The 21,870-nt window shown below is 69.6% G+C and carries 24 protein-coding genes; 14 read left to right on the top strand and 10 right to left on the bottom strand.

Annotated features, from left to right (window positions below):
- The first annotated feature begins 83 nt into the window (after positions 1-83).
- From OG205_RS32135 to OG205_RS32120, 4 genes are all read left to right on the top strand, one after another.
- Positions 84-644 (top strand): hypothetical protein, encoded by a 561-nt coding sequence (locus OG205_RS32135; protein WP_330271699.1) that lies wholly within the window; start codon positions 84-86, stop codon positions 642-644.
- Positions 645-729: 85 nt separating this feature from the next.
- Entirely contained in the window at positions 730-1,317 is a 588-nt protein-coding gene (locus OG205_RS32130; RefSeq protein WP_330271698.1) for a hypothetical protein, read from the top strand.
- Between the two features lie 104 nt (positions 1,318-1,421).
- Positions 1,422-1,829: a YciI family protein gene (locus OG205_RS32125; protein ID WP_093594853.1), complete on the top strand. Its 408-nt coding sequence runs from the start codon at positions 1,422-1,424 to the stop codon at positions 1,827-1,829.
- 3 nt (positions 1,830-1,832) lie between these two features.
- The gene (locus OG205_RS32120; RefSeq protein WP_330271697.1) at positions 1,833-2,966 is read left to right on the top strand and encodes an RNA polymerase sigma factor; all 1,134 of its coding nucleotides are present in this window, start codon (positions 1,833-1,835) and stop codon (positions 2,964-2,966) included.
- Positions 2,967-3,033: 67 nt separating this feature from the next.
- Here the strand turns inward: OG205_RS32120 and OG205_RS32115 are convergent, their stop codons facing one another.
- The 4 genes from OG205_RS32115 to OG205_RS32100 form a co-directional block, all read right to left on the bottom strand.
- On the bottom strand, positions 3,034-3,594 hold the full coding sequence (locus tag OG205_RS32115; protein WP_330271696.1) for a ferritin: 561 nt from the start codon (positions 3,592-3,594) through the stop codon (positions 3,034-3,036).
- 99 nt (positions 3,595-3,693) lie between these two features.
- The gene (locus OG205_RS32110) at positions 3,694-4,881 is read right to left on the bottom strand and encodes an arginine deiminase (protein ID WP_330278274.1); all 1,188 of its coding nucleotides are present in this window, start codon (positions 4,879-4,881) and stop codon (positions 3,694-3,696) included.
- Between the two features lie 147 nt (positions 4,882-5,028).
- Entirely contained in the window at positions 5,029-5,727 is a 699-nt protein-coding gene (locus tag OG205_RS32105) for a CPBP family intramembrane glutamic endopeptidase (protein ID WP_330278273.1), read from the bottom strand.
- Positions 5,728-5,817: 90 nt separating this feature from the next.
- A complete protein-coding gene (locus OG205_RS32100; RefSeq protein ID WP_442916607.1) occupies positions 5,818-6,633 on the bottom strand; it encodes a DUF2470 domain-containing protein in 816 nt (271 codons plus the stop codon).
- A gap of 27 nt (positions 6,634-6,660) precedes the next feature.
- Between OG205_RS32100 and OG205_RS32095 the strand changes: the two genes are divergently transcribed.
- Complete coding sequence (locus tag OG205_RS32095) at positions 6,661-7,125, top strand: hypothetical protein (RefSeq protein ID WP_330271694.1); 465 nt, start codon at positions 6,661-6,663, stop codon at positions 7,123-7,125.
- An 8-nt stretch (positions 7,126-7,133) separates the two neighbouring features.
- Positions 7,134-7,607, top strand: a complete 474-nt coding sequence (locus tag OG205_RS32090; RefSeq protein ID WP_330271693.1) for a hypothetical protein — start codon at positions 7,134-7,136, stop codon at positions 7,605-7,607.
- On the opposite strand, the gene OG205_RS32085 is transcribed toward OG205_RS32090, so the two are convergent.
- The 4 genes from OG205_RS32085 to OG205_RS32070 are packed head-to-tail and all read right to left on the bottom strand — an operon-like array spanning position 7,604 to position 11,398.
- Positions 7,604-8,746: a VWA domain-containing protein gene (locus OG205_RS32085; protein ID WP_330271692.1), complete on the bottom strand. Its 1,143-nt coding sequence runs from the start codon at positions 8,744-8,746 to the stop codon at positions 7,604-7,606. The two genes, OG205_RS32090 and OG205_RS32085, sit on opposite strands and share 4 nt — an antisense overlap.
- On the bottom strand, positions 8,743-9,375 hold the full coding sequence (locus OG205_RS32080; protein ID WP_093596136.1) for an IclR family transcriptional regulator: 633 nt from the start codon (positions 9,373-9,375) through the stop codon (positions 8,743-8,745). The genes OG205_RS32085 and OG205_RS32080 overlap by 4 nt, the downstream gene beginning before the upstream one ends.
- Entirely contained in the window at positions 9,375-10,538 is a 1,164-nt protein-coding gene (locus OG205_RS32075; RefSeq protein WP_330271691.1) for a fumarylacetoacetate hydrolase family protein, read from the bottom strand. The genes OG205_RS32080 and OG205_RS32075 overlap by 1 nt, the downstream gene beginning before the upstream one ends.
- The gene (locus OG205_RS32070) at positions 10,535-11,398 is read right to left on the bottom strand and encodes a hypothetical protein (RefSeq protein WP_330271690.1); all 864 of its coding nucleotides are present in this window, start codon (positions 11,396-11,398) and stop codon (positions 10,535-10,537) included. Before OG205_RS32070 ends, OG205_RS32075 begins: the two co-directional genes overlap by 4 nt.
- Positions 11,399-11,479: 81 nt before the next feature.
- Between OG205_RS32070 and OG205_RS32065 the strand changes: the two genes are divergently transcribed.
- From OG205_RS32065 to OG205_RS32035, 7 genes are all read left to right on the top strand, one after another.
- Positions 11,480-12,652 (top strand): homogentisate 1,2-dioxygenase, encoded by a 1,173-nt coding sequence (locus OG205_RS32065; RefSeq protein ID WP_330271689.1) that lies wholly within the window; start codon positions 11,480-11,482, stop codon positions 12,650-12,652.
- 33 nt (positions 12,653-12,685) lie between these two features.
- The gene (locus tag OG205_RS32060; protein WP_330271688.1) at positions 12,686-13,849 is read left to right on the top strand and encodes an SWIM zinc finger family protein; all 1,164 of its coding nucleotides are present in this window, start codon (positions 12,686-12,688) and stop codon (positions 13,847-13,849) included.
- Positions 13,846-15,273: a DUF5691 domain-containing protein gene (locus OG205_RS32055; RefSeq protein ID WP_330271687.1), complete on the top strand. Its 1,428-nt coding sequence runs from the start codon at positions 13,846-13,848 to the stop codon at positions 15,271-15,273. Before OG205_RS32060 ends, OG205_RS32055 begins: the two co-directional genes overlap by 4 nt.
- Positions 15,270-16,355: an ATP-binding protein gene (locus tag OG205_RS32050; RefSeq protein ID WP_330271686.1), complete on the top strand. Its 1,086-nt coding sequence runs from the start codon at positions 15,270-15,272 to the stop codon at positions 16,353-16,355. Before OG205_RS32055 ends, OG205_RS32050 begins: the two co-directional genes overlap by 4 nt.
- Positions 16,348-18,525: a DUF5682 family protein gene (locus OG205_RS32045; RefSeq protein ID WP_330271685.1), complete on the top strand. Its 2,178-nt coding sequence runs from the start codon at positions 16,348-16,350 to the stop codon at positions 18,523-18,525. The genes OG205_RS32050 and OG205_RS32045 overlap by 8 nt, the downstream gene beginning before the upstream one ends.
- Positions 18,522-18,710, top strand: coding sequence for a hypothetical protein (locus tag OG205_RS32040; protein WP_330271684.1), 189 nt, complete (start codon positions 18,522-18,524; stop codon positions 18,708-18,710). Before OG205_RS32045 ends, OG205_RS32040 begins: the two co-directional genes overlap by 4 nt.
- Before the next feature lie 219 nt (positions 18,711-18,929).
- A complete protein-coding gene (locus tag OG205_RS32035) occupies positions 18,930-20,057 on the top strand; it encodes an IS30 family transposase (RefSeq protein WP_442916606.1) in 1,128 nt (375 codons plus the stop codon).
- 114 nt (positions 20,058-20,171) lie between these two features.
- Here the strand turns inward: OG205_RS32035 and OG205_RS32030 are convergent, their stop codons facing one another.
- Positions 20,172-20,522: a cupin domain-containing protein gene (locus OG205_RS32030; protein ID WP_330271683.1), complete on the bottom strand. Its 351-nt coding sequence runs from the start codon at positions 20,520-20,522 to the stop codon at positions 20,172-20,174.
- Between the two features lie 81 nt (positions 20,523-20,603).
- Between OG205_RS32030 and OG205_RS32025 the strand changes: the two genes are divergently transcribed.
- Positions 20,604-21,053, top strand: coding sequence for a MarR family winged helix-turn-helix transcriptional regulator (locus OG205_RS32025; protein WP_330271682.1), 450 nt, complete (start codon positions 20,604-20,606; stop codon positions 21,051-21,053).
- On the opposite strand, the gene OG205_RS32020 is transcribed toward OG205_RS32025, so the two are convergent.
- A complete protein-coding gene (locus OG205_RS32020; protein WP_330278272.1) occupies positions 21,054-21,632 on the bottom strand; it encodes a TMEM165/GDT1 family protein in 579 nt (192 codons plus the stop codon). It lies immediately after the preceding gene.
- Between the last annotated feature and the right edge of the window lie 238 nt (positions 21,633-21,870).

Genomic DNA, 21,870 nt, shown 5'->3' with positions numbered 1-21,870 from the left:
GTTGTCCGAAAGGGCATGGGGGTTCGTTGCCAATGGGGGAAATCGAAATGAACAAGTCTGTCAAGCTTGCATTCTTCGTTGCCGTGGCCGTTTCCGGAATTGCCGCGTGCACGTCCACTTCCGTGCCGAAGCAGAACTCCGCGCCCGCCACCGAACTGCCGTCCGCCACGCCGCCCGCGGTGGTCACGGAGGTCGTGACCGCGACGGTGACCAACCCGCCCGCGCCCGAGGCCCTGGTCAAGGCCGACACCCGGCTGGGCTACGGCGCCGTCAAGCTGGGCATGACGCTCGAGGAGCTGAAAGCGGCCCGCCCGACCCAGCTGTCCTGGGACATCCCCGGTGACGGTGTCTGCATGAGCGACGACAAGGTCGCGATCTCCAAGAAGTACGGCGTCGTCCGGATCACGTTGCCCGCCGACGCGAAGACTTCCAGGGGAATCGGTGTCGGCTCAACCTTCGCCGAGGTCAAGGACGCGTATCAGGCCGCCTCTGAATGGCGCGCGGGATGGTCGGCGCAGATCGACGGAAACGCCTCCTACGCGTTCATCGGCAGCTCTCAGTCCGACCACTTCGCCGACGCCGACAAAGTCACGCTCATCCAGCTGTACGCGCGCGGCAACGACTGCGCGATGGCCCACCTCTGATTCTCGCGAAGCCACCGTGCCCGCCCCGCTGGGGGTGGGGCGGGCACGGTACCCGCACACAAAATTTCCTGGGGGGAAAATCAAAATGAATCGTTCCATCGTTCTCGTCGCAATCGCCGCCGCTCTCGGTCTGTCCGCGTGCACGTCCACGCCGACGCCCGCGCCGGACACCACCGCCACGTCCAGTTCCGCGCCGTCCAGCGCGACGCCGCCGACCACGGTGGTCACCACCGTCGTGACGCAGACGGTGACCAACCCGCCGCCGCCACCGGCCAAGCCGGTGATCGGTTCGTTCGGCTACGGCGGCCTGAAGCTCGGCATGACGCTCCAGCAGGCACAGGACGCCAAGCTCATCGGCCCCAACATCTCCGGCGAGCCGGACACGTTCTGCACGTTCCACGACATCATCGGCACGGGTGGACGGGCCTACGTCTCCAAGGCGAAGGGCGTCTCGTCGATCTTCTTCACCGCGGACATGTCGTCCGACGGCATCGGCTCCGGCGCGACGGAAGAGAAGCTGAAGGTCGAATACACCAACCTGAAGCCCTCCATCGGCAGCTCCTACACCGCCACCGCCGACGGCAACTCGAACGCCTACTTCCACTTCCTGGTGGGCAAGGGCATGGTCACCACGGCCGTGCTCAACATCAACGGCCAGGACTGCCACAGCTAGTCGAAAGATCTTCGGCCGGTGATGTCGAGATCCGCGTTTCGGCTCCGTCCCCGCGGTGGAAGTGACCAGGATAGGTCGCAACAGGACTGAGGGAGACATCCGAGATGGCGAAGTACCTGCTGCTCAAGCACTACCGCGGTGCGCCTGCCGCGGTGAACGACGTGCCGATGGACCAGTGGACGCAGGACGAGATCACCGCGCACGTGAAGTACATGAACGACTTCGCGGACCGGCTCAGGACCACCGGCGAGTTCGTCGACGAGCGGGCGCTCGCGCAGGAGGGCACCTGGGTCCGGTACGACGGCGAGGGCCGGCCGCCGGTCACCGACGGGCCGTTCGCGGAGACGAAGGACCTCATCGCGGGCTGGATGATCATCGACACCGACAGCTACGAGCGCGCGCTCGAACTCGCGGCGGAGCTGTCGGCGGCGCCGGGCAAGGACGGCAAGCCGATCCACGAGTGGCTGGAGATCCGCCCGTTCTACGGCCACGCGCCGACGATCACGGAGTGACAGGTGGACGAGGCACTGCTCAGGAGTCTCATGCCGGCGGTGCTCGGTGTCCTCGTCCGCCGCGGAGCCGACTTCGCGGCGGCCGAGGACGCCGTGCAGGACGCGCTGGTCGAGGCCGTCCGCGTGTGGCCGGAGGATCCGCCGCGGGATCCGTTGGGCTGGCTGGTCACGGCGGCCTGGCGCAAGTTCCTCGACGCGACGAGAGCGGCGACGGCGCGGCGTAGGCGTGAGGACGCGATCGACGCGGAACCGGAGCAGGGCCCGGCGTCGGGCACCGACGACACGTTGCAGCTCTACTTCCTGTGCGCGCACCCGTCGCTCACGCCGTCGTCGGCCGTCGCGCTCACGCTCAGGGCCGTCGGCGGACTGACCACTCGTCAGATCGCCCAGGCCTACCTGGTGCCGGAGGCCACGATGGCCCAGCGCATCAGCCGGGCCAAGAAGACGGTCGGCGACGTGCGGTTCGACCAGCGCGGCGACGTCGCCACCGCGCTGCGGGTGCTCTACCTCGTCTTCAACGAGGGCTACTCCGGTGACGTCGACCTGGCCGCCGAGGCCATCCGGCTCACCCGTCAGCTCGCGGCCGTGATCGACCACCCCGAGGTCGCGGGGCTGCTCGCGCTCATGCTCCTGCACCACGCCCGCCGCGCGTCCCGGACGGCGAGCAACGGCGGCCTGGTGCCGCTCGCCGCGCAGGACCGGGGCAGGTGGGACACGAAGCTGATCGCAGAGGGCGTCGAGATCCTGCAGGCCGCGCTCGAGCAGGACCGGCTGGGGGAGTTCCAGGCGCAGGCGGCGATCGCGGCGCTGCACGCGGACGCGCCCGTGGCCGAGGAGACCGACTGGGTGCAGATCGTCGAGTGGTACGACGAACTCCTCAAGCTGACCAACAGCCCCGTCGTCCGGCTCAACCGCGCGGTGGCGGTGGGCGAGGCCGACGGGCCGCGAGCCGGGCTGAAAGCGCTGGCGGAACTGGACGACTCACTGCCTCGCTACTCGGCTGTGGCGGCCTACCTCCACGAGCGCGACGGCAGTCCGCAGACGGCCGCGAAACTCTACGTCGAGGCGGCGGAGAAAGCGTCGAACCTCGCCGAGCGGGAATACCTCACCCGGCAGGCGGCGCGCCTCAACAACTGAAAGGGCCGCCTCACCCGAATAGGTGAGGCGGCCCTGTGATCAGGCACTCAAGCGTGCGAAGAAAAAATCAGAGCTTGCCGCCCGCGGCGGTCGGAGCGCCGGAGTCGGAACCCTCGTCGCCCACGCTCTCGCGGGTCAGGAACGTCTCGACGTAGAACATGTTGCCGTCCGCGCGGTCCATGATCGTGAGCAGCGTCTTCATCGAGGAGACCTCCTCGACCTGCTCCTTCAGGAACCACTGCATGAACTGCTCGCCGATGTAGTCGCCCTCCTCGCGGGCGGCCTTGGCGAGGCCCACGATCTGGTCGGTGACCTGCTGCTCCTGGCGCAGGGCCAGGTCGACGAGGTCACGCGGCGACTTGAACTCGCTGAACGGCGTCTCGATGCCGGGAATGGCGACCGCGATGTCGTTGTCCATGAGGAACTGCACGATCATCATCGCGTGGTTGCGCTCTTCGAGAGCCTGCTTGTAGAAGTGCGCCCCGAGGCGCGGCAGGTCCTCGTTGTCGAACCACACGGCGAGTGCGATGTACTGCTGCGAAGCGGAGAACTCGTTGCCGACCTGAGCCTGCAGGAGTTCGTGGAACTTCGACTTCTTGGACAGGATCTTCTTCACGTTCGAGGCCATGAGGAGTACGTTAACTCAAAACAGGCCTAACCGCATTCCAGGAAAAGCTAACCTTTGTTTGGAAAGGTAATCCAAACAAAGGTTAGGCATTCCTAACGATCACACCAATGGCGCGCGGTCGATCGGGCACGACATGCAGCGGGGGCCGCCGCGGCCGGAACCCAGTTCGGAACCGGCGATCCGCAGCACCTCGACGCCTGCCTCTTCAAGGCGCTCGTTCGTCTCGACGTTGCGCTCGTACGCCACGACGAGACCGGGAGCCACCGCGAGGGTGTTGTTGCCGTCGTCCCACTGCTCGCGCTCGGCGGTGACGATGTCCAGGCCCGTGTCGATCACCCGCAGCCGTTCGATGCCCATCGCCTCGGCCGCCGCCTCCAGGAATGGCACGGGGCCGTCCACCCGCACGCCACCGTTGCCGTCGGCGCGCAACGGGTAGGCCGTCAGCGTGTGGCGGATCGCCGGGTACATCACCACGGCATCGCGGTCGACCATCGTGCAGACGGTGTCGAGGTGCATGGTGGCGCGTTCCTGCTCGATCGGGACCGCCAGCACCGTGTGCGCGAGGCCGTCCGCGAGAGCGGAGCGGGCGAACGACTCCGCGCCCGCCGGGGTGGTGCGTTCGCCGACGCCGATGGCGATCACGCCCGGCGCGAGCAGCAGCACGTCGCCACCTTCCAGCGGTGCCGAGTGCGCGCCGTACGCGCGGCCCGTGCGGCGGAACCGCGGGTGGTAGGCGTAGATCAGGTCGGTCAGCGTCGTCTCGCGGTCGCGGGCGGGCAGCGCGAGCGACGTGATGGCCACGCGGTCGCCGACCCATACGGACGAGTCGCGGGTGAAGAGCAGGTTGGGCAGCGGGTCGACGGCGAAGTCGATCGGCAGGTGCATCTTGCGCACCAGCGACGCGCCCTCGGCGGCCGGCATCTCCTCGAACGTCATGCCGGTCATCAGGACCTGGGCGAGCTGCGGCGCGTCGAGCGAGGTGAGGTGGCTGCGCAGCGCGTCGGCCAGGTCGATGCCGAGGCGGCGCTCGTTGACGGCGCTGTGGATGCCCGCGATGCGCGCGCGGTTGTCCTCCAGGGCCTGCACCAGCACGTCGGCCAGCAGCAGGACCTCGACGCCCTTCGAGGTCAGCGTCGCGGCGAACGCGTCGTGCTCCTCCTGGGCCCTGCCGACCCACGGCACGCCGTCGAACAGCAGCTGGTCGTTGTTGCGCGGGGTGAGCCTCTTGAGCTCGTTGCCCGGCCGGTGCAGCAGCACCGTGCGCAATGGGCCGACCTCGCTGTCCACGCGGGGCGCGGCGTCCGGAAGTGCTTCGGTCTCAGCGATCGTGTGCGCAGTCACCGGACGAGCGTAACCCTGAACAGCACAAATCGCCGCTGGAGAGCCCGAAATCGCAACGAATGGCGGTAAATTATGGAATCTACCGTGGAATCGTTATGGCAACCAGCTCACTTTGCCGCGCAACATTGTGTAGCCGATGAACGCGACCACGTCGAGGATGGTGTGGGCGATGACCAACGGCCACAACCGCTTCGTGCGCTGCCAGTAGAAGCCGAAAACCAGGCCCATGACCACGTTGCCGACGAACCCGCCGAAGCCCTGGTAGAGGTGGTACGAGCCACGCAGCACGGCCGCCGCGAACAGCGCCGTGTACTGCCGCCAGCCCAGCTGCTCCAACCGCGTGATCAGGTACCCGACGACGAGCACCTCCTCCGCCCACGCGTTGCCGGCGGCGGCGAGGATCAGCGCCACGCTCATCCACCACTGGTTGTCCAAAGTGGACGGCTGGACGGCGAGGTTCAGCCCGAGCGCCCAGGCTGCGAAGTAGAGCCCCAGTCCGGGGATGCCGATGATCGCGGCGAGACCCAGCGCGCCCAGCGAGTCCGCGAGCTTGCGGGTGCCGTCGAGCCCGATGACGCGCAGCTTGATTCCCGTGCGCCACAACAGGTACAGCCCGATACCGCCCCACGCGGCGAGCTGCAGCACGCCGAGCAGCTGCGCCACCAGGTCCAGCAGGTCGGCGCGTGCCTGCGGGACGTTGATCGCGACGGACTGCTGGTTGAGCGGCGTCGGCTGCAGCAGGCTGTCGATCAGCCGCACGAGGCTGCGCAGGCCGGACAGCCCGAGCGTCATGCTGAAGACGATCAGCAGTTCGAGCTGGTAACCGCGCTTCTCTTCGGCGGGAATCAAGGTCACCAGCGAGACGCTACCTGCAGTCCTGGATCATCTCTGGGACAGGAACGGGCAGCCCATCAACCGCCGCAGTTCGGCGGCGAGTTCCTGTGGAGTGCTGACCGGCTTGGAGAACGCGATCCGCACGTCGTGGTCGTCGCACTCCGTCTCGACCCGCAGTCGCAGCCCGAACCGGTCGAGCCCGAGCGGCCGGACGTGACCGGTCCGCAGCTCCTCCGGCAGATGGCGGGCGAGCTGGTCCACGACGTCGCTGTGCGCGGCCTCCAGGTGTCGCAGCCAGTGGTCCTCGTTGCCGCAGAACGGGTCCGGCGCCGCGCTCGCGAACTGCTCCGGCCTGATCGACGACGTGCCCTCGGCGTCCGCGATCACCATCGACGCGGGTGTGAGCCGCAGCACCGAGGCGCCGTGGCCCGCGTCGAGCAGCCGGTGGTCGGGGCGGACGTCGGCGACCGCGAGGATCTCCTGGCGAGCCGCCTCGCCGTCGAGCGCCGTGACCCAGCCGGTGAGCCACAGCAGGCCGCGGACGGGTTCGCGCAACGGCACCGGCGCCTGGTCGGCGATCTCGAGCATCGCCGTCACCTCGGCCCGCGGGGTCTGCCACAACTGCCCGACCAGTGGGTGCTCGTCGGACAGCAACAGGATCGTGGAACCGCACGGGTGCACGTGGTGGAACAACGGGCTGGTGCGGGAACCGGACTGAGGAAGCAGTGCGGCGGAGCCGTGCCGGGCCGCGATCGTGCGGGCGCGCTCTGCGGCGTGCGGCGCCGGCGGGCGCTTGGTCTGGGTGTCGGTCACCGCTGCACCTCCTCGAAGGTTAGGCAAGCCTAACTTAGCTTGCCGCGTCATGGGAAGCGTCACCTGTACGGTGGACGCGTGGTCGTGCCCAACAAGCCGTCCACCGAGGTGACGGCGCTCGACGATCGGTGGACCCGGCACTGTGCCGACCGGGCGAGCCGCCGTGCACTGATGTGGACTGTGGTTGCCGGTGTGGCCTTCGCGCTCCAGTTCGTTCTGGTGCTCGTGTGGTCCTGGTCCTCACCGGTGGCATTGGTGTTGTTGTTCTTCGCCGCGGCCGTTCTCTGGACGGTCACGCGACGACGTCCGGTGCGTTTGCCGGAAGGGGAGCCGTGGATCTTCGCGCAGGCCCAGTGGGAGGGCGGCCGGTTGGTGGTGCTGGGATCACCACCGCTGTTGCTGACCCTGAGAGTGGGTCCGCTGCTGCGCGGACGGATCGCCCGGCACCGCCGCGTGTGGTTCGTGCCGCCGGACGCCGCGGGGAACACCGTTGTGACATTCAGGGGAGTTCCGCGGCTCATCACCGCCCGCGTGTTTCGATGATCATCTAGATGGCAATGTCAATGGACGTGCACGTGACCACGGCGTGGAGCGACACCTGCCTCGCGCGGGCAGACCGGCGCGCGATCGGCCACATCTTCTTCGCCCTCGCCGTGCTCGGCGTCGTGCTCGTGATCGGCTGGATCTGGCTCACCGTGCTGTCCGTACCGGTGGTGCTGGAACTGGCCGCGCCGGGGCTGCGGCACTTCCTCACCCGGCGCGGCACCCTCGAGCTGATCGAGAAGTTCCCGTGGCGTCCGGTGTCGGTGAACTTCGTGGCGGGACGGCGCATCGGCCGGCAGGCGTACCTGCGGGTCGAGGACTCCGAGAAGAACCTGCGACTGCCGGAGCTTCCCGAACGGGCGCGGGTGCTGGTGCGGCACACCGGCCGGGTCTGGATCGCCGGCCCGGACGAACGAGGACGCGTCGTCGTGATGACGCGCGGCCTCGCGTTCCTCACGCGTGGCCGGGTAATCGATCGCTAACGGCCCGTCGCGATGCCTTCGCTTTCGGCCCACTGGGTGAGGTCGTCCTTGCGCAGCGCGGCCGCCAGCAGTTCGGGGAACTTGTCCGGCGTGCAGGCGAACGCGGGCGCGCCCAAGGCGTGCAGCTTCGCGGCCAGTTCGTGGTCGTAGGCGGGCGTGCCGGAATCACTGAGCGCCAGCAGGTTCACGACCGTGACGCCGCTCGCGACCAGTTCGCGGACCCGGCGCTGCAACTCGGTCTCCGACCCGCCCTCGTAGAGGTCGCTGATGATCACGACCACCGTGTCGGTGGGCCTGCGGACCTGGGTCTGCGCGTAGGCGACCGCGCGGTTGATGTCCGTGCCGCCGCCGAGTTGGGCGCTGAACAGCAGGTCGACCGGGTCGCTGAGCTGGTCGGTCAGGTCGGCGACCTCGGTGTCGAAGACGACGAGCTTCGTCGTGATCGACCGGATGCTCGCGAGCGCCGAGCCCAGAACCGCCGCGTGCACCAGTGATTCCGCCATCGAACCGGACTGGTCGACGAGCAGGATCACGTCCCGCATCGCCGCGGTCCTGCTGCGCCGGCGGTGCCCGATCAGGTCCTCGACGATCACGGTCTTGTGCTGCGGCTGGTAGTTCTTGAGGTTCGCCTTGATCGTCGTCGCCCAGTCGACGTCTTGCAGCTGCGGCCTTCTGGTGCGCCGCGACCTGTCGACGGCTCCTCTGACGGCCTCGACGAGCCGATCCTGCAGCCGCTTCTCGATGTCCTCGACCACCTTGCGCACCACGGCTTTCGCGGTGTCACGGGTGCGGGCGGGGATGGCCCTGGAGAGCTGCAGCAGGGTGCTGACGAGGTTCACGTCCGGCTCGACCGACTGGAGCAGTTCAGGTTCGAGCAGCAGTTGCTTGAGACCCAGCTTCTCGACCGCGTCCCGTTGCATCACCTGCACGACGGAGGTGGGGAAGTACTTGCGGACGTCGCCGAGCCAGCGGTGCAGCTGCGGGGAGCTGGCGCCGAGGCCCGCGCCCCTGTCGCCGCCACCGCCGTAGAGACCAGTGAGCGCGCCATCACGCCGTTGGTCGTCCTCGCCCAGTTCGGACACGTCTTCCGCGCTGGGGCCCAGGAGCAACCGCCAGCGCCGTAGCCGCTCTTCGGTCATTTGAGCGCTGCCGCCACTTCTTCGGCCGCACGCACGACGTGAGGACCGACCACGTCCGCGTCGAGCTTTTCCAGCGCCACGACGCCAACGGACGCCCTGAGGCCGGGCACACCGCGCACAGGCGCCGCGACGCCGAAAGCGTTCGGCTGCAGCTCGCCCGCGGAGACGACCCAGATCTCGCTGGGCGTGGAGATCGCCCTGCCGGCCGCCCCGCGGTGCACCGGGTGGCGGGAACCCACCCGGTACGCCACGTGGAAAGCGGTCCACGACGGTTCGACGACGGCCACGGCCTGGGCCTCGGTGCCGTCCGCGACGGTGAGGTGCGCGGTGGCGCCGACCTTCTCGGCGAGCTCGCGCAGCGCCGGGTTGGCCGCCATGCGCAGCTGGGGGAGGACGTTGGAGGCGAGGCGCAGCACGCCGAGGCCGAGGCGGACCTTCGAGCCCTCCCTGCGCACGAGACCGCGCGCCTGCAGGGGCACGAGAAGCCGGTACACGGCCGCCCTGGACGCGCCGATGGCCGTGGCGAGCTCCGAGATCGACGGTGCCTCGGACTCCGCCTCAGCGACCGCCTGGAGCAGCGCCAGACCCCTTTCCAGGGTCAGCGAGCTCTCCTTCGTCGCTCCGACCATCACGCACTCCGAACTGTTCCCACCACCTCGGCGAGACCGACCACGGAGCCGCCCTCACCGGGAGCGGTGGCGGTCAGCTTGACCGTGTCGCCGTCCTCCAGGAAGGACCTCGTGGAGCCGTCGTCGAGCTTGAACGGTTCCTTGCCGCCCCAGCTCAGTTCGAGGAACGAGCCGCGCTCGTTCTTCTCCGGTCCGGAGACCGTGCCAGAGGCGAACAGATCACCTGGGCGCACCGTAGCCCCGTTGACCGTCATGTGCGCCAGCTGTTGCACAAATGACCACGACATCTCCCGGAACGGAGGCCGCGCGACGATGGTGTCGTTCAGCTCCACCGTGATGGTGATGTCGAGGCCCCACGGCTGGTCGCACGTCAGGTAGTCGTGCAGCTTGTTCGGCAGCGGCGGCGTCGGGACGCGTGCAACTGAGAACGCCTCCAGCGGCGTGATCCACGCGCCGATCGACGTGGCGAACGACTTGGCCAGGAACGGGCCGAGCGGTTGGTACTCCCAGGCCTGGATGTCGCGCGCCGACCAGTCGTTGACCAGCGCGACGCCGAAGACGTGCTCGGCGGCCCTGCTCGTGGACACCCTGGCCGCCTGCGGTCCGCCACAGACGAAGCCGACCTCGGCCTCGATGTCGAGACGCTCGGAGGGACCGAACTTCGGGCCCTCACTGCCGCGCTTCTGGCCGTTCGGGCGGACGATCTCCGTGCCCGAGACGTACACCGTGCCCGCGCGGCCGTGGTAGCCGATCGGGAGGTGCGTCCAGTTCGGCGTGAGCGCGTCGCCGTCGGGGCGGAACATCTTCCCGACGTTCTCGGCGTGGTGCCTGCTCGAGTAGAAGTCCACGTAGTCGCCGACGGTGAACGGCAGCTTCGCGGTCTCGATCCCGACGAGCTCCGCGCCCTTGGGGGCGGAGCTCGCCCGGACGATCTCCCTGAGCTTGGCGCGCAGCACGCTCCAGATCGGGCGTCCTGCCGCCAGCAGCGGGTCCAGCGAGTCGCCCTGGACGAACTCGCTGCACTTGCCCAGCGCGAGGCTCTTCAGGAGCAACGCGCGGTCGCCGACGCGGACGGCCACGCCCCCGTCGACGACGCCGTAGGGCAGGGTCTGCGGTCCGAACGGCTGGTCCTCGGAGAAGTTCGGGTCGCTGATCCAGCTCACAGAAGTCCAAGCCCCTCGAGGTCGGTGACGGGTTCGGAGAGCGAGCACGAGCCGTAGCTCGCGAACACGCCGCGCACGGCATGGGCCGCCTGGTCGCTGAGCGCCTTGGCCTCGGCGGTGAGCGCCTCGGCGTCGGTGCTCGCCAGCGCCTCGCGGACGTCGCGGCCGCTCAGGGAGCGCGCGGTGGCCACGAGGAGGTTCAGGAAGCCGTGGTGGGTGAAGCCCTGCTCGTCGGTGTGGCGGACGGCCTTGTGCAGGCCCGCCGTCGCCTTGAACGCGACGCCGCCACCGCTGACGACGGACAGGAAGTCGCCGACCTCTTCGACGCTGGGGAAGTTCTCCTGGGAGAGCCCACCGCAACGCAGCTTGGGCCAGCTGCCGTGCTCGATGACCCGGCGGACGCCGTCGAGCCATTCGGCACCGCCGCGGCGGGGTTCGACGACGCGGATGACGTCCTCGGGCACGAACTCGGACACGCGCTCGAGCCACACCTCGTCCACATCGGACGGTGCGGGCATCTCGACCATGCGCAGTGCCAGGAGCTCGCTTCGGCTCTCGACGATCGAGACGGCCTTCGGCACGCCGCCGAGGCCGGTGTCGATCACGAGGCTCAGAGCGATGGGTTTGGCCGGCTTGACCTTGATCAGTTCGGTGATCAGCTCGGCGAGACGGGAGGCAGGACAGAGGAAGAGGCCCATGACGCCAGCCCACTCGCCGACGCGTCCGTCGAGGTGACCGCGCACCGCGTCGGGCATCGACGCGTTCCCCGGAGGGAACAACGCGGCATCGTCCACAAGCCTCGCGAGCAGGGGCGGAGTACCGCGCGGACCGGGCGCACGGAGTTCGACAGCGCTTGACACGGCTGACACGCTAGCCGTGTACCGCCAACTGAACAAAGATGTCCGATAGTCGAACGCCTTGGAAGGACCCGGAGAGCACTCATGGCCTACTACCGCCAGGTGGGAGAGATCCCCCGAAAGCGCCACACCCAGTTCCGCAAACCGGACGGTGGCCTCTACGCGGAAGAGCTCATGGGGGTCGAGGGTTTCTCGGCCGATTCGGCACTGCTCTACCACCGGTACCTGCCGACGGCGATCGTCAACGCGGAGACGGTGAAGGACGAGCGCGGGGGTGCCGCGCCGAACCTGCCGCTGAAGCCGCGCCACTTCAAGACCACGGACCTGACCTGGGCTTCTGACGACGTGGACGCCGTCACCGGCCGCCGGAAGCTGTTCGGGAACCCGGACGTGACCATTGGTTTCGTCGTGGCGTCCGCGCCTTCTCCGTTGTACCGCAACGCTTTCGGTGACGAACTGCTGTACGTGCAGGGCGGTTCGGGTGTCATCGAGACGATCTACGGTTCCTTGACCGTCGGTGACGGCGACTACGTCGTGATCCCGACCTCGTGCACCTACCGGGTCGTGCCGTCGGCGCCGATGTCGTTGCTCGTGCTGGAGGCGACCGGGCACATCGGACCGCCCAAGCGGTACCTGTCGAAGGCCGGCCAGTTCCTGGAGCACTCGCCGTACTGCGAGCGGGACATCCGCGGGCCCTCCGAGCCGTTGCTCGTCGAGGGGACCGACGTCGACGTGCTCGTGCGGCATCGTGCGGGGCTCACGAAGTTCACCTACGCGAACCACCCGTTCGACGTCGTCGGCTGGGACGGGCACCTGTACCCGTGGGCGTTCAACATCCGCGACTTCGAGCCGATCACCGGCCGTGTGCACCAGCCGCCGCCCGTGCACCAGACGTTCGAGGGCCCGAACTTCGTCGTGTGCTCGTTCTGCCCGCGCAAGGTCGACTACCACCCGCTGGCCGTGCCGGTGCCGTACAACCACGCGAACGTCGACTCGGACGAGCTGATGTTCTACGTCGGCGGCAACTACGAGGCGCGCAAGGGCTCCGGCATCGGCATCGGCTCGATGTCGCTGCACCCGTCCGGTTGCACGCACGGCCCGCAGCCCGGAGCCGTCGAGGCCTCGCTGGGCCTGGACTACTTCGACGAGACCGCGGTCATGGTGGACACGTTCCGCCCCTTGGAGTTGGGCGAGGCCGCGGAGGCCTGTGAAGACCCTGCTTACGCGTGGACGTGGGCCCGTCGCGGTCCGGCCTGATTTTCTGTCGGGGGTCCTCGCTAGTTTGGTTCCGTGAGGACACGAGCCGTTCCGATGCGCTGGCAGGGCCTGGGCAAGGCCCTGCCGGTGCTGTGGGGCCTCTACACGGGCTCCGGCTCGATGCCGTACCGCGTGTGCGTCGACCTGGCCGCGGGCTCGGCCAAGTGCACCTGCCCGTCCCGCAAGTTCCCCTGCAAGCACGCCGTGAGCCTGCAGGAGCTCGACATCCCGGACGCACTTCCGCCCGACTGGGTGGAGGAGTGGACCCAGCGGCGTGCGGCTCGTGAGCTGGACTCCTCGCCCGAGGCCGTGGCCCGCCGTGCGCGTTCTCGCGAGAAGACGGCGGCGAACCGCGCGTCCGCGATGTCCTCGGGCATCGACGGCCTGCGCGACTGGCTCCTCGACGTGGCCTCGGCCGGCATCGCGTCCCTGCCCGGCCGCCCGGCCTCGTGGTGGCAGGCGTTCATCGCCCGCATGATCGACGCCCAGGTCCCCGGCGTGGCCGCCGCGGTCACCGAGATCCAGGAGATCGTCGCGCGCTCGGGCCCTCGCTGGACGGCCGACGTGGCGGACCGTCTGGGCGGCCTGCACCTGTTGTGCTTCGTGCAGCCGCGTACCCGCCTGGGCGTCACCGTGCCCGAGGAGACGGTGAAGGCCTCACCGGGAATCTCCGACCGCTGGGTCGCCCTGCTGCGCCTGGAAACCGACGACGGCAGGGTCCGCACCATCCGCCAGTGGTGCTGGGGCCGTCAGACGGGCCGCTGGGCGGTGGCAATCCGCCACTCCGCCGTCGGAGCCCCGGTGCCGTTGCTGCCTCACGGCCTGGAGTCCTCGGCCCTCGTCCACCCGTACCCGGCCTCGGACCGGGTGGCACTGGGCGAACTGGAAGGTTCCCGGGCGCCCGGCCCGGTTCCGGCACCCGAGTCGTGGCGCGCGTCGTTGGCGTCGCTGGAACCGATGCTGGTGGCCGACCCGTGGCAACGCCTGTTCCCGCTCGGCTGCGCGACCGTCCGCCTGCACGGCACCTCCCTGGTCGACACCTCCGGGCACGCGCTGCCGGTCCGTGACGACACGGGCCTGGACATGGCCCTGGCGCTGACCGGCGGCACCCCGTTCGACGCGTGGGGCCTCTGGGACGGCCACGCGCTCCGCCTGGGAGCGATCGTGCTGGACGGCGCCCTCGAGGTGGTGGCGTGAAGGCCGACTGGTCCAAGACCGTCCAGGACCTCCTCATCGGCACCACGAGAGGTGGTGGCGACCCGACGGCCCTGCTGTCCGACTGCGCCGCCCTGGGCGTGGCCGCGTTCGGCGCCACCCTCCCGCAGGAGGCCACCGCCGACCCGCTGCCGCTCGCCCCACCCGAGACCGCGGAACTTCCCAGGCCGGCCGCCAGAGCGGTCCTGGACGCGATCATGAGCGTCGACGACGAGGTGCTGCTCACCGAGTGGTGCGCCCTGGCCAAGGCCAACCACGTCGTGGCGGAGCACCGCATGCTTCCCGCCCTGCTCGCCCTCGGCACCGCCCGGCCCGGACTCCGTGCCGCGGTGGTCGAGGTCCTGGGCACGCGCGGCCGCTGGCTCGCCGGCACCCGTCCCGGCTGGTCCTGGGCGAGTGGCGCCGCACCGCTCGTGGACGAGGTCCCGCTCCAGGAGGTCCTCGATCTCCCCAGCGCCCAACGGGTTCGTGCCCTCCGCCGCAGGCGCAAGGCCGATCCGGCCGCGGTCGGCGCGTTCATCGCGGAGGAGTTCGCGGAGTCACGGCGCTCGGCCGATCGCCAGGTGCTGATCAGTGCCCTCGAAACCGGTCTGGGACCGGAGGACGAGCGGCTTCTCGAGGCGGCACTCGACGACAAGGCGGCCGCGGTCCACGACGAGGCTCTCCGCCTCCTCCGCAAGCTGGGGCGCACGCGTCTCGCCGCCCGCGCGGCGCACCGGCTGCGGCACGGTCTCCGCCTGACCGCCGACGGGCTCGACGTGCGGCCGGACGAGCTCTGGACCGGGCAGCCCGACGCGGCGGAGCTGCGCGACCTCATGCGCGATGGGTCGGAGAAGGGCGTTGCCGGTCGTATTCGGGCCGCGGCCGCGAGTGTTCCGCCGTCGTACTGGACGTCGACTCTCAAGGCCGACGACGCCAAAGCCGCCGGCATGCTCAGAAGGGGTCCGTGGGCCGCGCCACTGCTCAGGGGCGTCGCGGACCAGCTCGCCGCAGCCAACGACCCGCGTCCCTGGGCGGTCGCCGCCGCCGAGACGCTGACCGGCATGGAGCAGCTCGAAATGCTCGCGGCGCTGCCGGCCGAGGTCGCCGAGCAGGCGGTCGTCGCCGTGTCGAAGAACTGGCACTACGACCTCCTCGACCACGCCTGCGCCCAACTCCCGGCACCGTGGTCGCCCGAGACCACCCGCGCGCTCCTGCACCGGTACGCGGCACTGCCCGATCCGCGCTGGCGGGCGGGCCGTCCGCCGGCCGTGCTGCTGGCGCGGGGCGACGCGGACCTGCTCGGCGCGAGCTGGGAGGCTCTGACCCGTCGCTGGCCGGAGAACTCCCTGGAACTGGAGGTTCTCCGCCTCCGCATCCGACTGCGTGAATCGTTCGCACCAGCACCGCCTCAGGAGGCCCAGTGACCGCCGTGCTCAGGCCGACGGCCGAACAGCAGTACGCCGCCGAGCTGGAAGCCGTGGCGGCCCAGGACGACCGGCAGAGGCCGCCCAACTGGCGGCTGTCCCCGCAGGCCGTGGTCACCTACGTCCTGGGCGGCACGCTGCCCGACGGCACCGTGATCTCGCCGAAGTACGTGGGCGCGCGCAGGCTCGTCGAGGTCGCGGTGGGCACGCTGGTCACGGACAGGGCGTTGCTGCTCGTCGGTGTGCCGGGCACGGCGAAGTCGTGGCTGTCCGAGCACCTCGCGGCGGCGATCAGCGGCGACTCGACGCTGGTGGTCCAGGGCACGGCCGGCACGAGCGAGGACCAGGTCCGCTACGGCTGGAACTACGCCCGCCTGATCGCCGAGGGCCCGAGCGAGAACGCCCTCGTGCCGAGCCCGGTCATGCGCGGCATGCAGCTGGGCACGGTCGTCCGGGTCGAGGAGCTGACCCGCATGCCGTCCGAGGTGCAGGACTCGTTCATCACGGTGCTGAGCGAGAAGTCGCTGCCGGTGCCCGAGCTCAACACGCAGATCCAGGCCGTGCCGGGCTTCACGGTCATCGCCACGGCCAACGACCGCGACCGGGGCGTCAACCAGATGTCGTCGGCGCTCGCGCGGCGCTTCAACACCGTCGTGCTGCCGCCGCCCGCGACCGAGGACGCCGAGGTCGAGATCGTCCTCACCAGGTCCCAGCAGCTCGGCAAGGCGCTCCAGTTGCCCGCCGAACCTCCCGCGCTCGACGAGGTGCGCCGCGTCGTGCGGATCTTCCGCGAGCTGCGCAACGGCTCCACCGTGGACGGTCGCACGCAGCTGAAGAAGCCGAGCGGCAGCCTGTCCACGGCGGAGGCGATCTCGGTCATCGCGAACGGCATGGCGCTGGCCGGCCACTTCGGCGACGGCACGCTGGGCGCGGACGAGCTGGCCAGCGGCCTGATCGGGTCCGTGATCAAGGACAGGGTGTCGGACGCGACGGTCTGGCAGGAGTACCTGGAGACGGTGCTGAAGGAGCGCGCCGAATGGCGTGACCTCTACCGGGCCTGCCTGGACGCCAGCGGTGACTGAGCCTGACTCCGCGCCGGTCCTGCTGGGCATCCGGCACCACGGTCCCGGCTCGGCCAGGATGGTCAAGCGGGCGCTGGAGCAGACGCGTCCGGCGCTCATCCTGATCGAAGGGCCACCCGAGGCGGACGCGCTCCTCGAACACGTCCCCGCCCTCACCCCGCCGGTCGCGATCCTGCTGCACGACGAGACGGAACCCGAGAACGCCGCCTTCTGGCCGTTCGCGGAGTTCTCCCCGGAGTGGCAGGCCCTCCGCTACGCGGCCGAGAACGGCGTCCAGGCCCGTTTCTTCGACCTGCCGGCGGCGGCGTCGATCGGCGACGAGGGCCCGAGCGGCAACGTCGACCCCATCGGCCTGCTCGCCGAGGCCGCGGGTTTCGACGACCCGGAACGCTGGTGGGAGGACGTGGTCGAGCACAGCGCGTCGGACCCGATCGATCTCGCGGACGCCATCGCCGAGGCCATGGTCGCCGTGCGCAAGGAGCTCGAAGGCGAAGTAGGTGAACGCACTCTGCGCCGAGAAGCGTTCATGCGCCAGACGATCCGCAAGGCGCGCAAGGACACCGACGGCCCGATAGTCGTCGTCTGCGGCGCGTGGCACGTCCCGGCGCTGCTCACCAAACCGACCGTCGCCGCCGACACCGCCCTGCTCAAAGGCCTGCGCCGCCGCAAGATCTCCGGCACCTGGGTCCCGTGGAGCCACGGCCAGCTGGCCGCCGAGTCCGGCTACGGTGCCGGTGTCGACTCGCCCGGCTGGTACGCGCACCTCTGGCAGCACCAGTCCGACGTCGTCCCGCGCTGGTTCGCCAAAGCCGCGGCGGTGCTCCGCGCGGAAGACCTCCCGGCCTCCACGGCGAGCGCCGTGGAAGCAGTCCGTCTCGCGGAAACCCTTGCCGCACTGCGCGAACGCCCTTCGGCGGGCCTGAGTGAGGTGAACGAGGCGGCGCTGGCTGTTCTCTGCGGCGGCGACGAGATCCCGCTCCAGCTGGTCCACCGCAAACTCGTCGTCGGCGAACGCCTCGGCGAGGTGGGCGAGGCCGTCCCGCGCTCACCCCTGGCCGCGGATCTCCAACGCCTGCAACGCAGACTCCGCCTTCCCGCGGACGTCCAGCCCAAGCCGCTCAAGCTGGACCTCCGCAAGGACACCGACCGCGAACGCTCGAAACTCCTGCAACGCCTGGAAGTTCTCGGCGTCCCGTGGGGCAAACCGGACCGCTCCAACTCGCTCGGCACCTTCGCCGAGGTCTGGCAACTGCGCTGGGACCCGATCTTCGCGGTGTCCGTCGCCGTGGCCGCCCGCCACGGCACCACGGTCCACACGGCAGCGGAGAACGTCCTCACCCAGGCAGCCAAGGACGCCAAACGGGTCGCCGACGCCGCCGCGACCCTCACCAAGTCCGTGGGCTGCGAACTCCCGGCGGCCGTGACCGAGGCGCGCCAGGCCCTGGACCGCTGCGCCGCCATGGCCACTGACGCCCTCGAACTGCTCGCCGCCCTCCCGGACCTGGCCAGGACGGTCCGCTACGGATCGGTCCGGGGCACCGACCCGGAACTGCTGCGCGTGGCCCTGCACGGCCTGCTCACCCGAGGAGCCGTCGGCCTGCCGCTCGCCTGCCGCAACGTCGACGACGAGACGGCGGAGCACGCCCTCCAGGTCGTGGACGGTGCCCACGAGGCCACCCGCCTGGCGGCCGACGACGACCACCAGAAGACCTGGTGGCGAGCCCTGCACGCGCTGGTCAAGGCCGAGGCGCACGGCCTCCCGACGGGCAGGGCCACCCGCCTGCTCTGGGAAGCGGGGGAGCTGACCAGCGACGACGTGGCGGCCCGCCTGCACCGCAACGTCGCCAGCGCGTTCGTGGCCGGCTTCCTCCGCGGCTCGGCCACCCTCCTCGCCGCCGACCCACGCCTGTTCGGCCTCATCGACGACTGGCTCAGCGGCCTGCGCGGCGAGGCGTTCGACGACGCCCTCCCGTTGCTCCGCCGAGCCATCACCGACTTCACGCCCGCCGAGCGCCGCCTGCTCGGCGAACGCGTCGTGGCGGGCGAGACCCCTCAACCGGCCGCCGACGACGAGTGGGACCTGGAGATCGCCGAACGCCTGGCCGCGCACGTCCGCGGCCTGATGGCCGGAGTTTCACGATCGTCGGATTCGCCGATCCCAGAGCCGTGACCACACCGGACGAAGACCGCCTCACGAAGCCCGACGAAGCCGGCCTCACCCCACCTGACGAGAGTCGCCTCGAGGAGTCCCAGGAACTCATCGACGACGCCAAGAAGTTCGCCCGCGAGCTGCGCGAAGAGGTCCCGGACACCACGCCGGAGCCTCCTCGTGAGGAAGGCTCCCCGGCTAACTAGTGGCGCGACTCGGAACGTTGGCGAGGTAATCCACGCTCAGCAGGGCACCTCGCGGCGCCGCCCCCACGCCCCCGTACAACCCTTGGGTTCTAGTGGTCGTTGCAACACCTCAGTTGAGGGGTTGCGGTGGACTTCGAGGTCCGGGACCGGTCTGTCGTTCGGGTCGGTCGTCGTCTGACGCGTGAGCGTGAGGCCTACCTTGCGCTCGTGGGTCAAGGCGTGAGCAGTCGGGAAGCGTGCAGGATCGTCGGGGTGAATGTCCGGACCGGTAAACGCTGGCGGAACGGCACCAACCCGACAGCTGGCAGGAAAGCAGCGCCGCCGATCACGTCGGCGGCGTCTTCTGTTGTGCGGGGCCGGTTCCTCAACGAGGACGAACGCATCGTCATCGCCGACCGCCGCAGGGCCGGCGTCACCCTGCAACGGATCGCGGAGGAACTAGGCCGTCACCGGTCGACGATCAGCCGGGAACTGCGGCACAACGCGCACCCGGTGTCCGGGGACTACCGGCCACACGCCGCCCAGGCCCGTGCCCAAGCACGCCGGCCCCGCCCGAAGATCGGCAAGATCGCCGCGAACCCCGCGCTGCGCCAAGCCGTCCAGGACGGCCTGGACCTGCGCTGGAGCCCGGAACAGATCGTGGCACGCTTGCGCCGGGACTTCCCCGACCGGCCGGAGCTGCACGTGGTCCACGAGACGATCTACCAGGCCCTCTATGTCCAAGGACGCGGTGAGCTGCGCCGCGAACTCGCGTCGGCGTTGCGCACCGGCAGGGCGCTGCGCCGCCCGCACCGCCACGCCGGGCAGCGCAGCCCGCGCATGGCCACGCCGATGGTCATGATCAGCGAACGCCCGGCCGAGGCAGACGACCGCGCGATCCCAGGACACTGGGAAGGCGACCTGATCATCGGCAAGGACAAGAAGTCCGCCATCGGCACCCTGGTCGAACGCACCACCCGCTACGTCATGCTCGTGCACCTGCCCGACGGCCGCACCGCGGACGTCGTCCGCGACGCCCTCATCGACACCGTCGCGACCCTGCCCGCCCACCTCTGGCGGTCACTGACCTGGGACCAAGGCACCGAAATGTCAGGCCACGCGACGTTCACCGCCGCCACAGACATCCCCGTCTACTTCTGCGACCCGCACAGCCCCTGGCAGCGCGGCAGCAACGAGAACACCAACGGCCTGTTGCGCCAATACTTCCCCAAAGGCACCGACCTGTCAGGCCACAACCGCGAACACCTCAACGCCGTCGCAGTCCAACTCAACGGCCGCCCACGCGAAACGCTCGGCTGGGACACCCCAGCCGAACGCCTCACTACACTCCTGACCGAAGCCAGCTGATCACCTGTGTTGCAACAACCCCTGGAATCCGCCACCAGTACGAGGACGTAGGGGCGGCACCACGATGCACCCGTCTGACCGCGAATTCCCCCGGCAACGTTCCGAGCCACACCACTAGACCGACCAGGGCGGCGTGATCGTCTGCCCGTCCGCCAGCGTGCCCTGGATGCCCACCGACGTGGCCACCAGGACCCGCGCCGGCCCACCGGTCAGCGCCAGCTCGGTGTTCGGCGGCACCACGATGGCGTCGCCGACGCCGGCGGTCTGTCCCTGGATAGTCACCGACCCGGACAGCACGTAGAACACCTCCTCCTTCGACGCCCGATGTGGCGTCCCGTCGCCGCCCTCCGGCACGTCGACGGTCCACAGCGCGATCTCCGAACTGCCGCGCGACGGCACGGCCAGTGACCTGAACTCGAACCCGCCGAACTCGTGCAGCTCCGCGGAATCCCCCGTGACCAGCAAGACAACCTCCAAAGTAGTCAACCAAGTTGTCTAACCTTAGAATAAGGTCAACCAGGTTGTCTACCTAAACGGGGAAGCAAGATGGAACCGGTGCCGATGCTGCTGGCGATGACGTACCGCGCCATGGGCGACCAGTTCCACGACCGCCTCCGGCAGATCGGCCTCGAACCGCTCAGGCCCGCCCACGGTTACGTCTTCCGGTTCCTCAAGGAGAGGCGTGCGACGACCGTCGACATCGGACAGCACCTCGGCGTCACGAAGCAGGCGGCGGCGAAGATCGTCAGCGAGCTCGACGAGTGGGGTTACGTCCTGCGGGAGCCGCACCCGACGGACAAGCGCGCCCAGTACGTCACGCTCACCACGAAGGGCCGCGACTACCTGAAGCTCGCGGACAACCTGTGGTCGGACCTGGAGGGTGAGATGGCCGAGGCGATCGGCGAGGACACGGTCGCCACCATCAGGCAGGGCCTCGCCGCGTACCTGCGGCACGTCCACGGCGAGGACCGGCCAGGGTTGCGTCCGGTCTGGTGATCAGAAGACCTGCGTCAACGCGATCACGGCGAACACCGCGAAGATCGTCCCGGCCACCCGCTGGATCCAGTGCGTCGGCAGCCGACCGGCGAGCTTGCGTCCCACCAGGACGGCCAGCCCGGCCACGCAGACCAGCGCGAGCCAGGCGCCGAGCCCGACAGCCAGCGGAGCGCCGTACCGGGCGGTGATGCCGGCGGTCGCGAGCTGCGAGGCGTCGCCCCACTCGGCCGCGAACAGCACGCCGAACGACGTCAAAGCCGCCCGCCAGAACGGCACGGCGGCACTCGTCCCGGATTCGTCGGCGGACTCGGAGTCCTTCGAGAACCCCTCCTTGAGCAGCATGAACGCGCCCACGCCGAACAGCAGCGCCACGACTCCGGCGACCAGCCGGTCGGGGAGCAGGGTGATGGCCGAACCGAACGCGGCGGCGACCACGCTCTGCACGGCGAAGGCGGCGATCACGCCGATGAACACCGGCCACGCGCGATAACGCGTGGTCAGGACCAGGGTGGCGACCATGGTCTTGTCCGGGAGCTCGACGAGGAACACCACCGCGAAGGCGGTGATGAACGCGAGCAGTGATGTGGCCACGAAGGTCCTCCACGTCCGAATACGAACCCGGACGGAGGCGCAACAGACCCCGACCGGGCATGCTGCAACCCGGCCGGAGGTCTCGTTCGCCCGACACAAGCATCGGGTGTGGGACCGGATCCACTCGAAGGCGGATCAGTATGTCGATCACCACGCCACCGGCAACGTACTCCGGCGGGAACTACTCCCCTCTGGCGAAATCATCGTAACCGACGCATGTCACCCG

It is taken from the genome of Lentzea sp. NBC_00516 (assembly GCF_036346835.1).
GTDB lineage: Bacteria > Actinomycetota > Actinomycetes > Mycobacteriales > Pseudonocardiaceae > Lentzea > Lentzea sokolovensis.
This window is presented reverse-complemented; position numbering and strand designations above follow the sequence as displayed.

Bases quoted from the DNA above. Each gene is read 5' to 3' on its own strand.
- OG205_RS32025 (WP_330271682.1), top strand. From the start codon at position 20,604: ATGGAACCGGTGCCGATGCTGCTGGCGATGACGTACCGCGCCATGGGC.
- OG205_RS32100 (WP_442916607.1), bottom strand. From the start codon at position 6,633: ATGACGCGGCAAGCTAAGTTAGGCTTGCCTAACCTTCGAGGAGGTGCA.
- OG205_RS32130 (WP_330271698.1), top strand. From the start codon at position 730: ATGAATCGTTCCATCGTTCTCGTCGCAATCGCCGCCGCTCTCGGTCTG.
- OG205_RS32080 (WP_093596136.1), bottom strand. From the start codon at position 9,375: ATGGTCGGAGCGACGAAGGAGAGCTCGCTGACCCTGGAAAGGGGTCTG.
- OG205_RS32105 (WP_330278273.1), bottom strand. From the start codon at position 5,727: ATGACGCTCGGGCTGTCCGGCCTGCGCAGCCTCGTGCGGCTGATCGAC.
- OG205_RS32090 (WP_330271693.1), top strand. From the start codon at position 7,134: ATGGCAATGTCAATGGACGTGCACGTGACCACGGCGTGGAGCGACACC.
- OG205_RS32085 (WP_330271692.1), bottom strand. From the start codon at position 8,746: ATGACCGAAGAGCGGCTACGGCGCTGGCGGTTGCTCCTGGGCCCCAGC.
- OG205_RS32115 (WP_330271696.1), bottom strand. From the start codon at position 3,594: ATGGCCTCGAACGTGAAGAAGATCCTGTCCAAGAAGTCGAAGTTCCAC.
- OG205_RS32065 (WP_330271689.1), top strand. From the start codon at position 11,480: ATGGCCTACTACCGCCAGGTGGGAGAGATCCCCCGAAAGCGCCACACC.
- OG205_RS32125 (WP_093594853.1), top strand. From the start codon at position 1,422: ATGGCGAAGTACCTGCTGCTCAAGCACTACCGCGGTGCGCCTGCCGCG.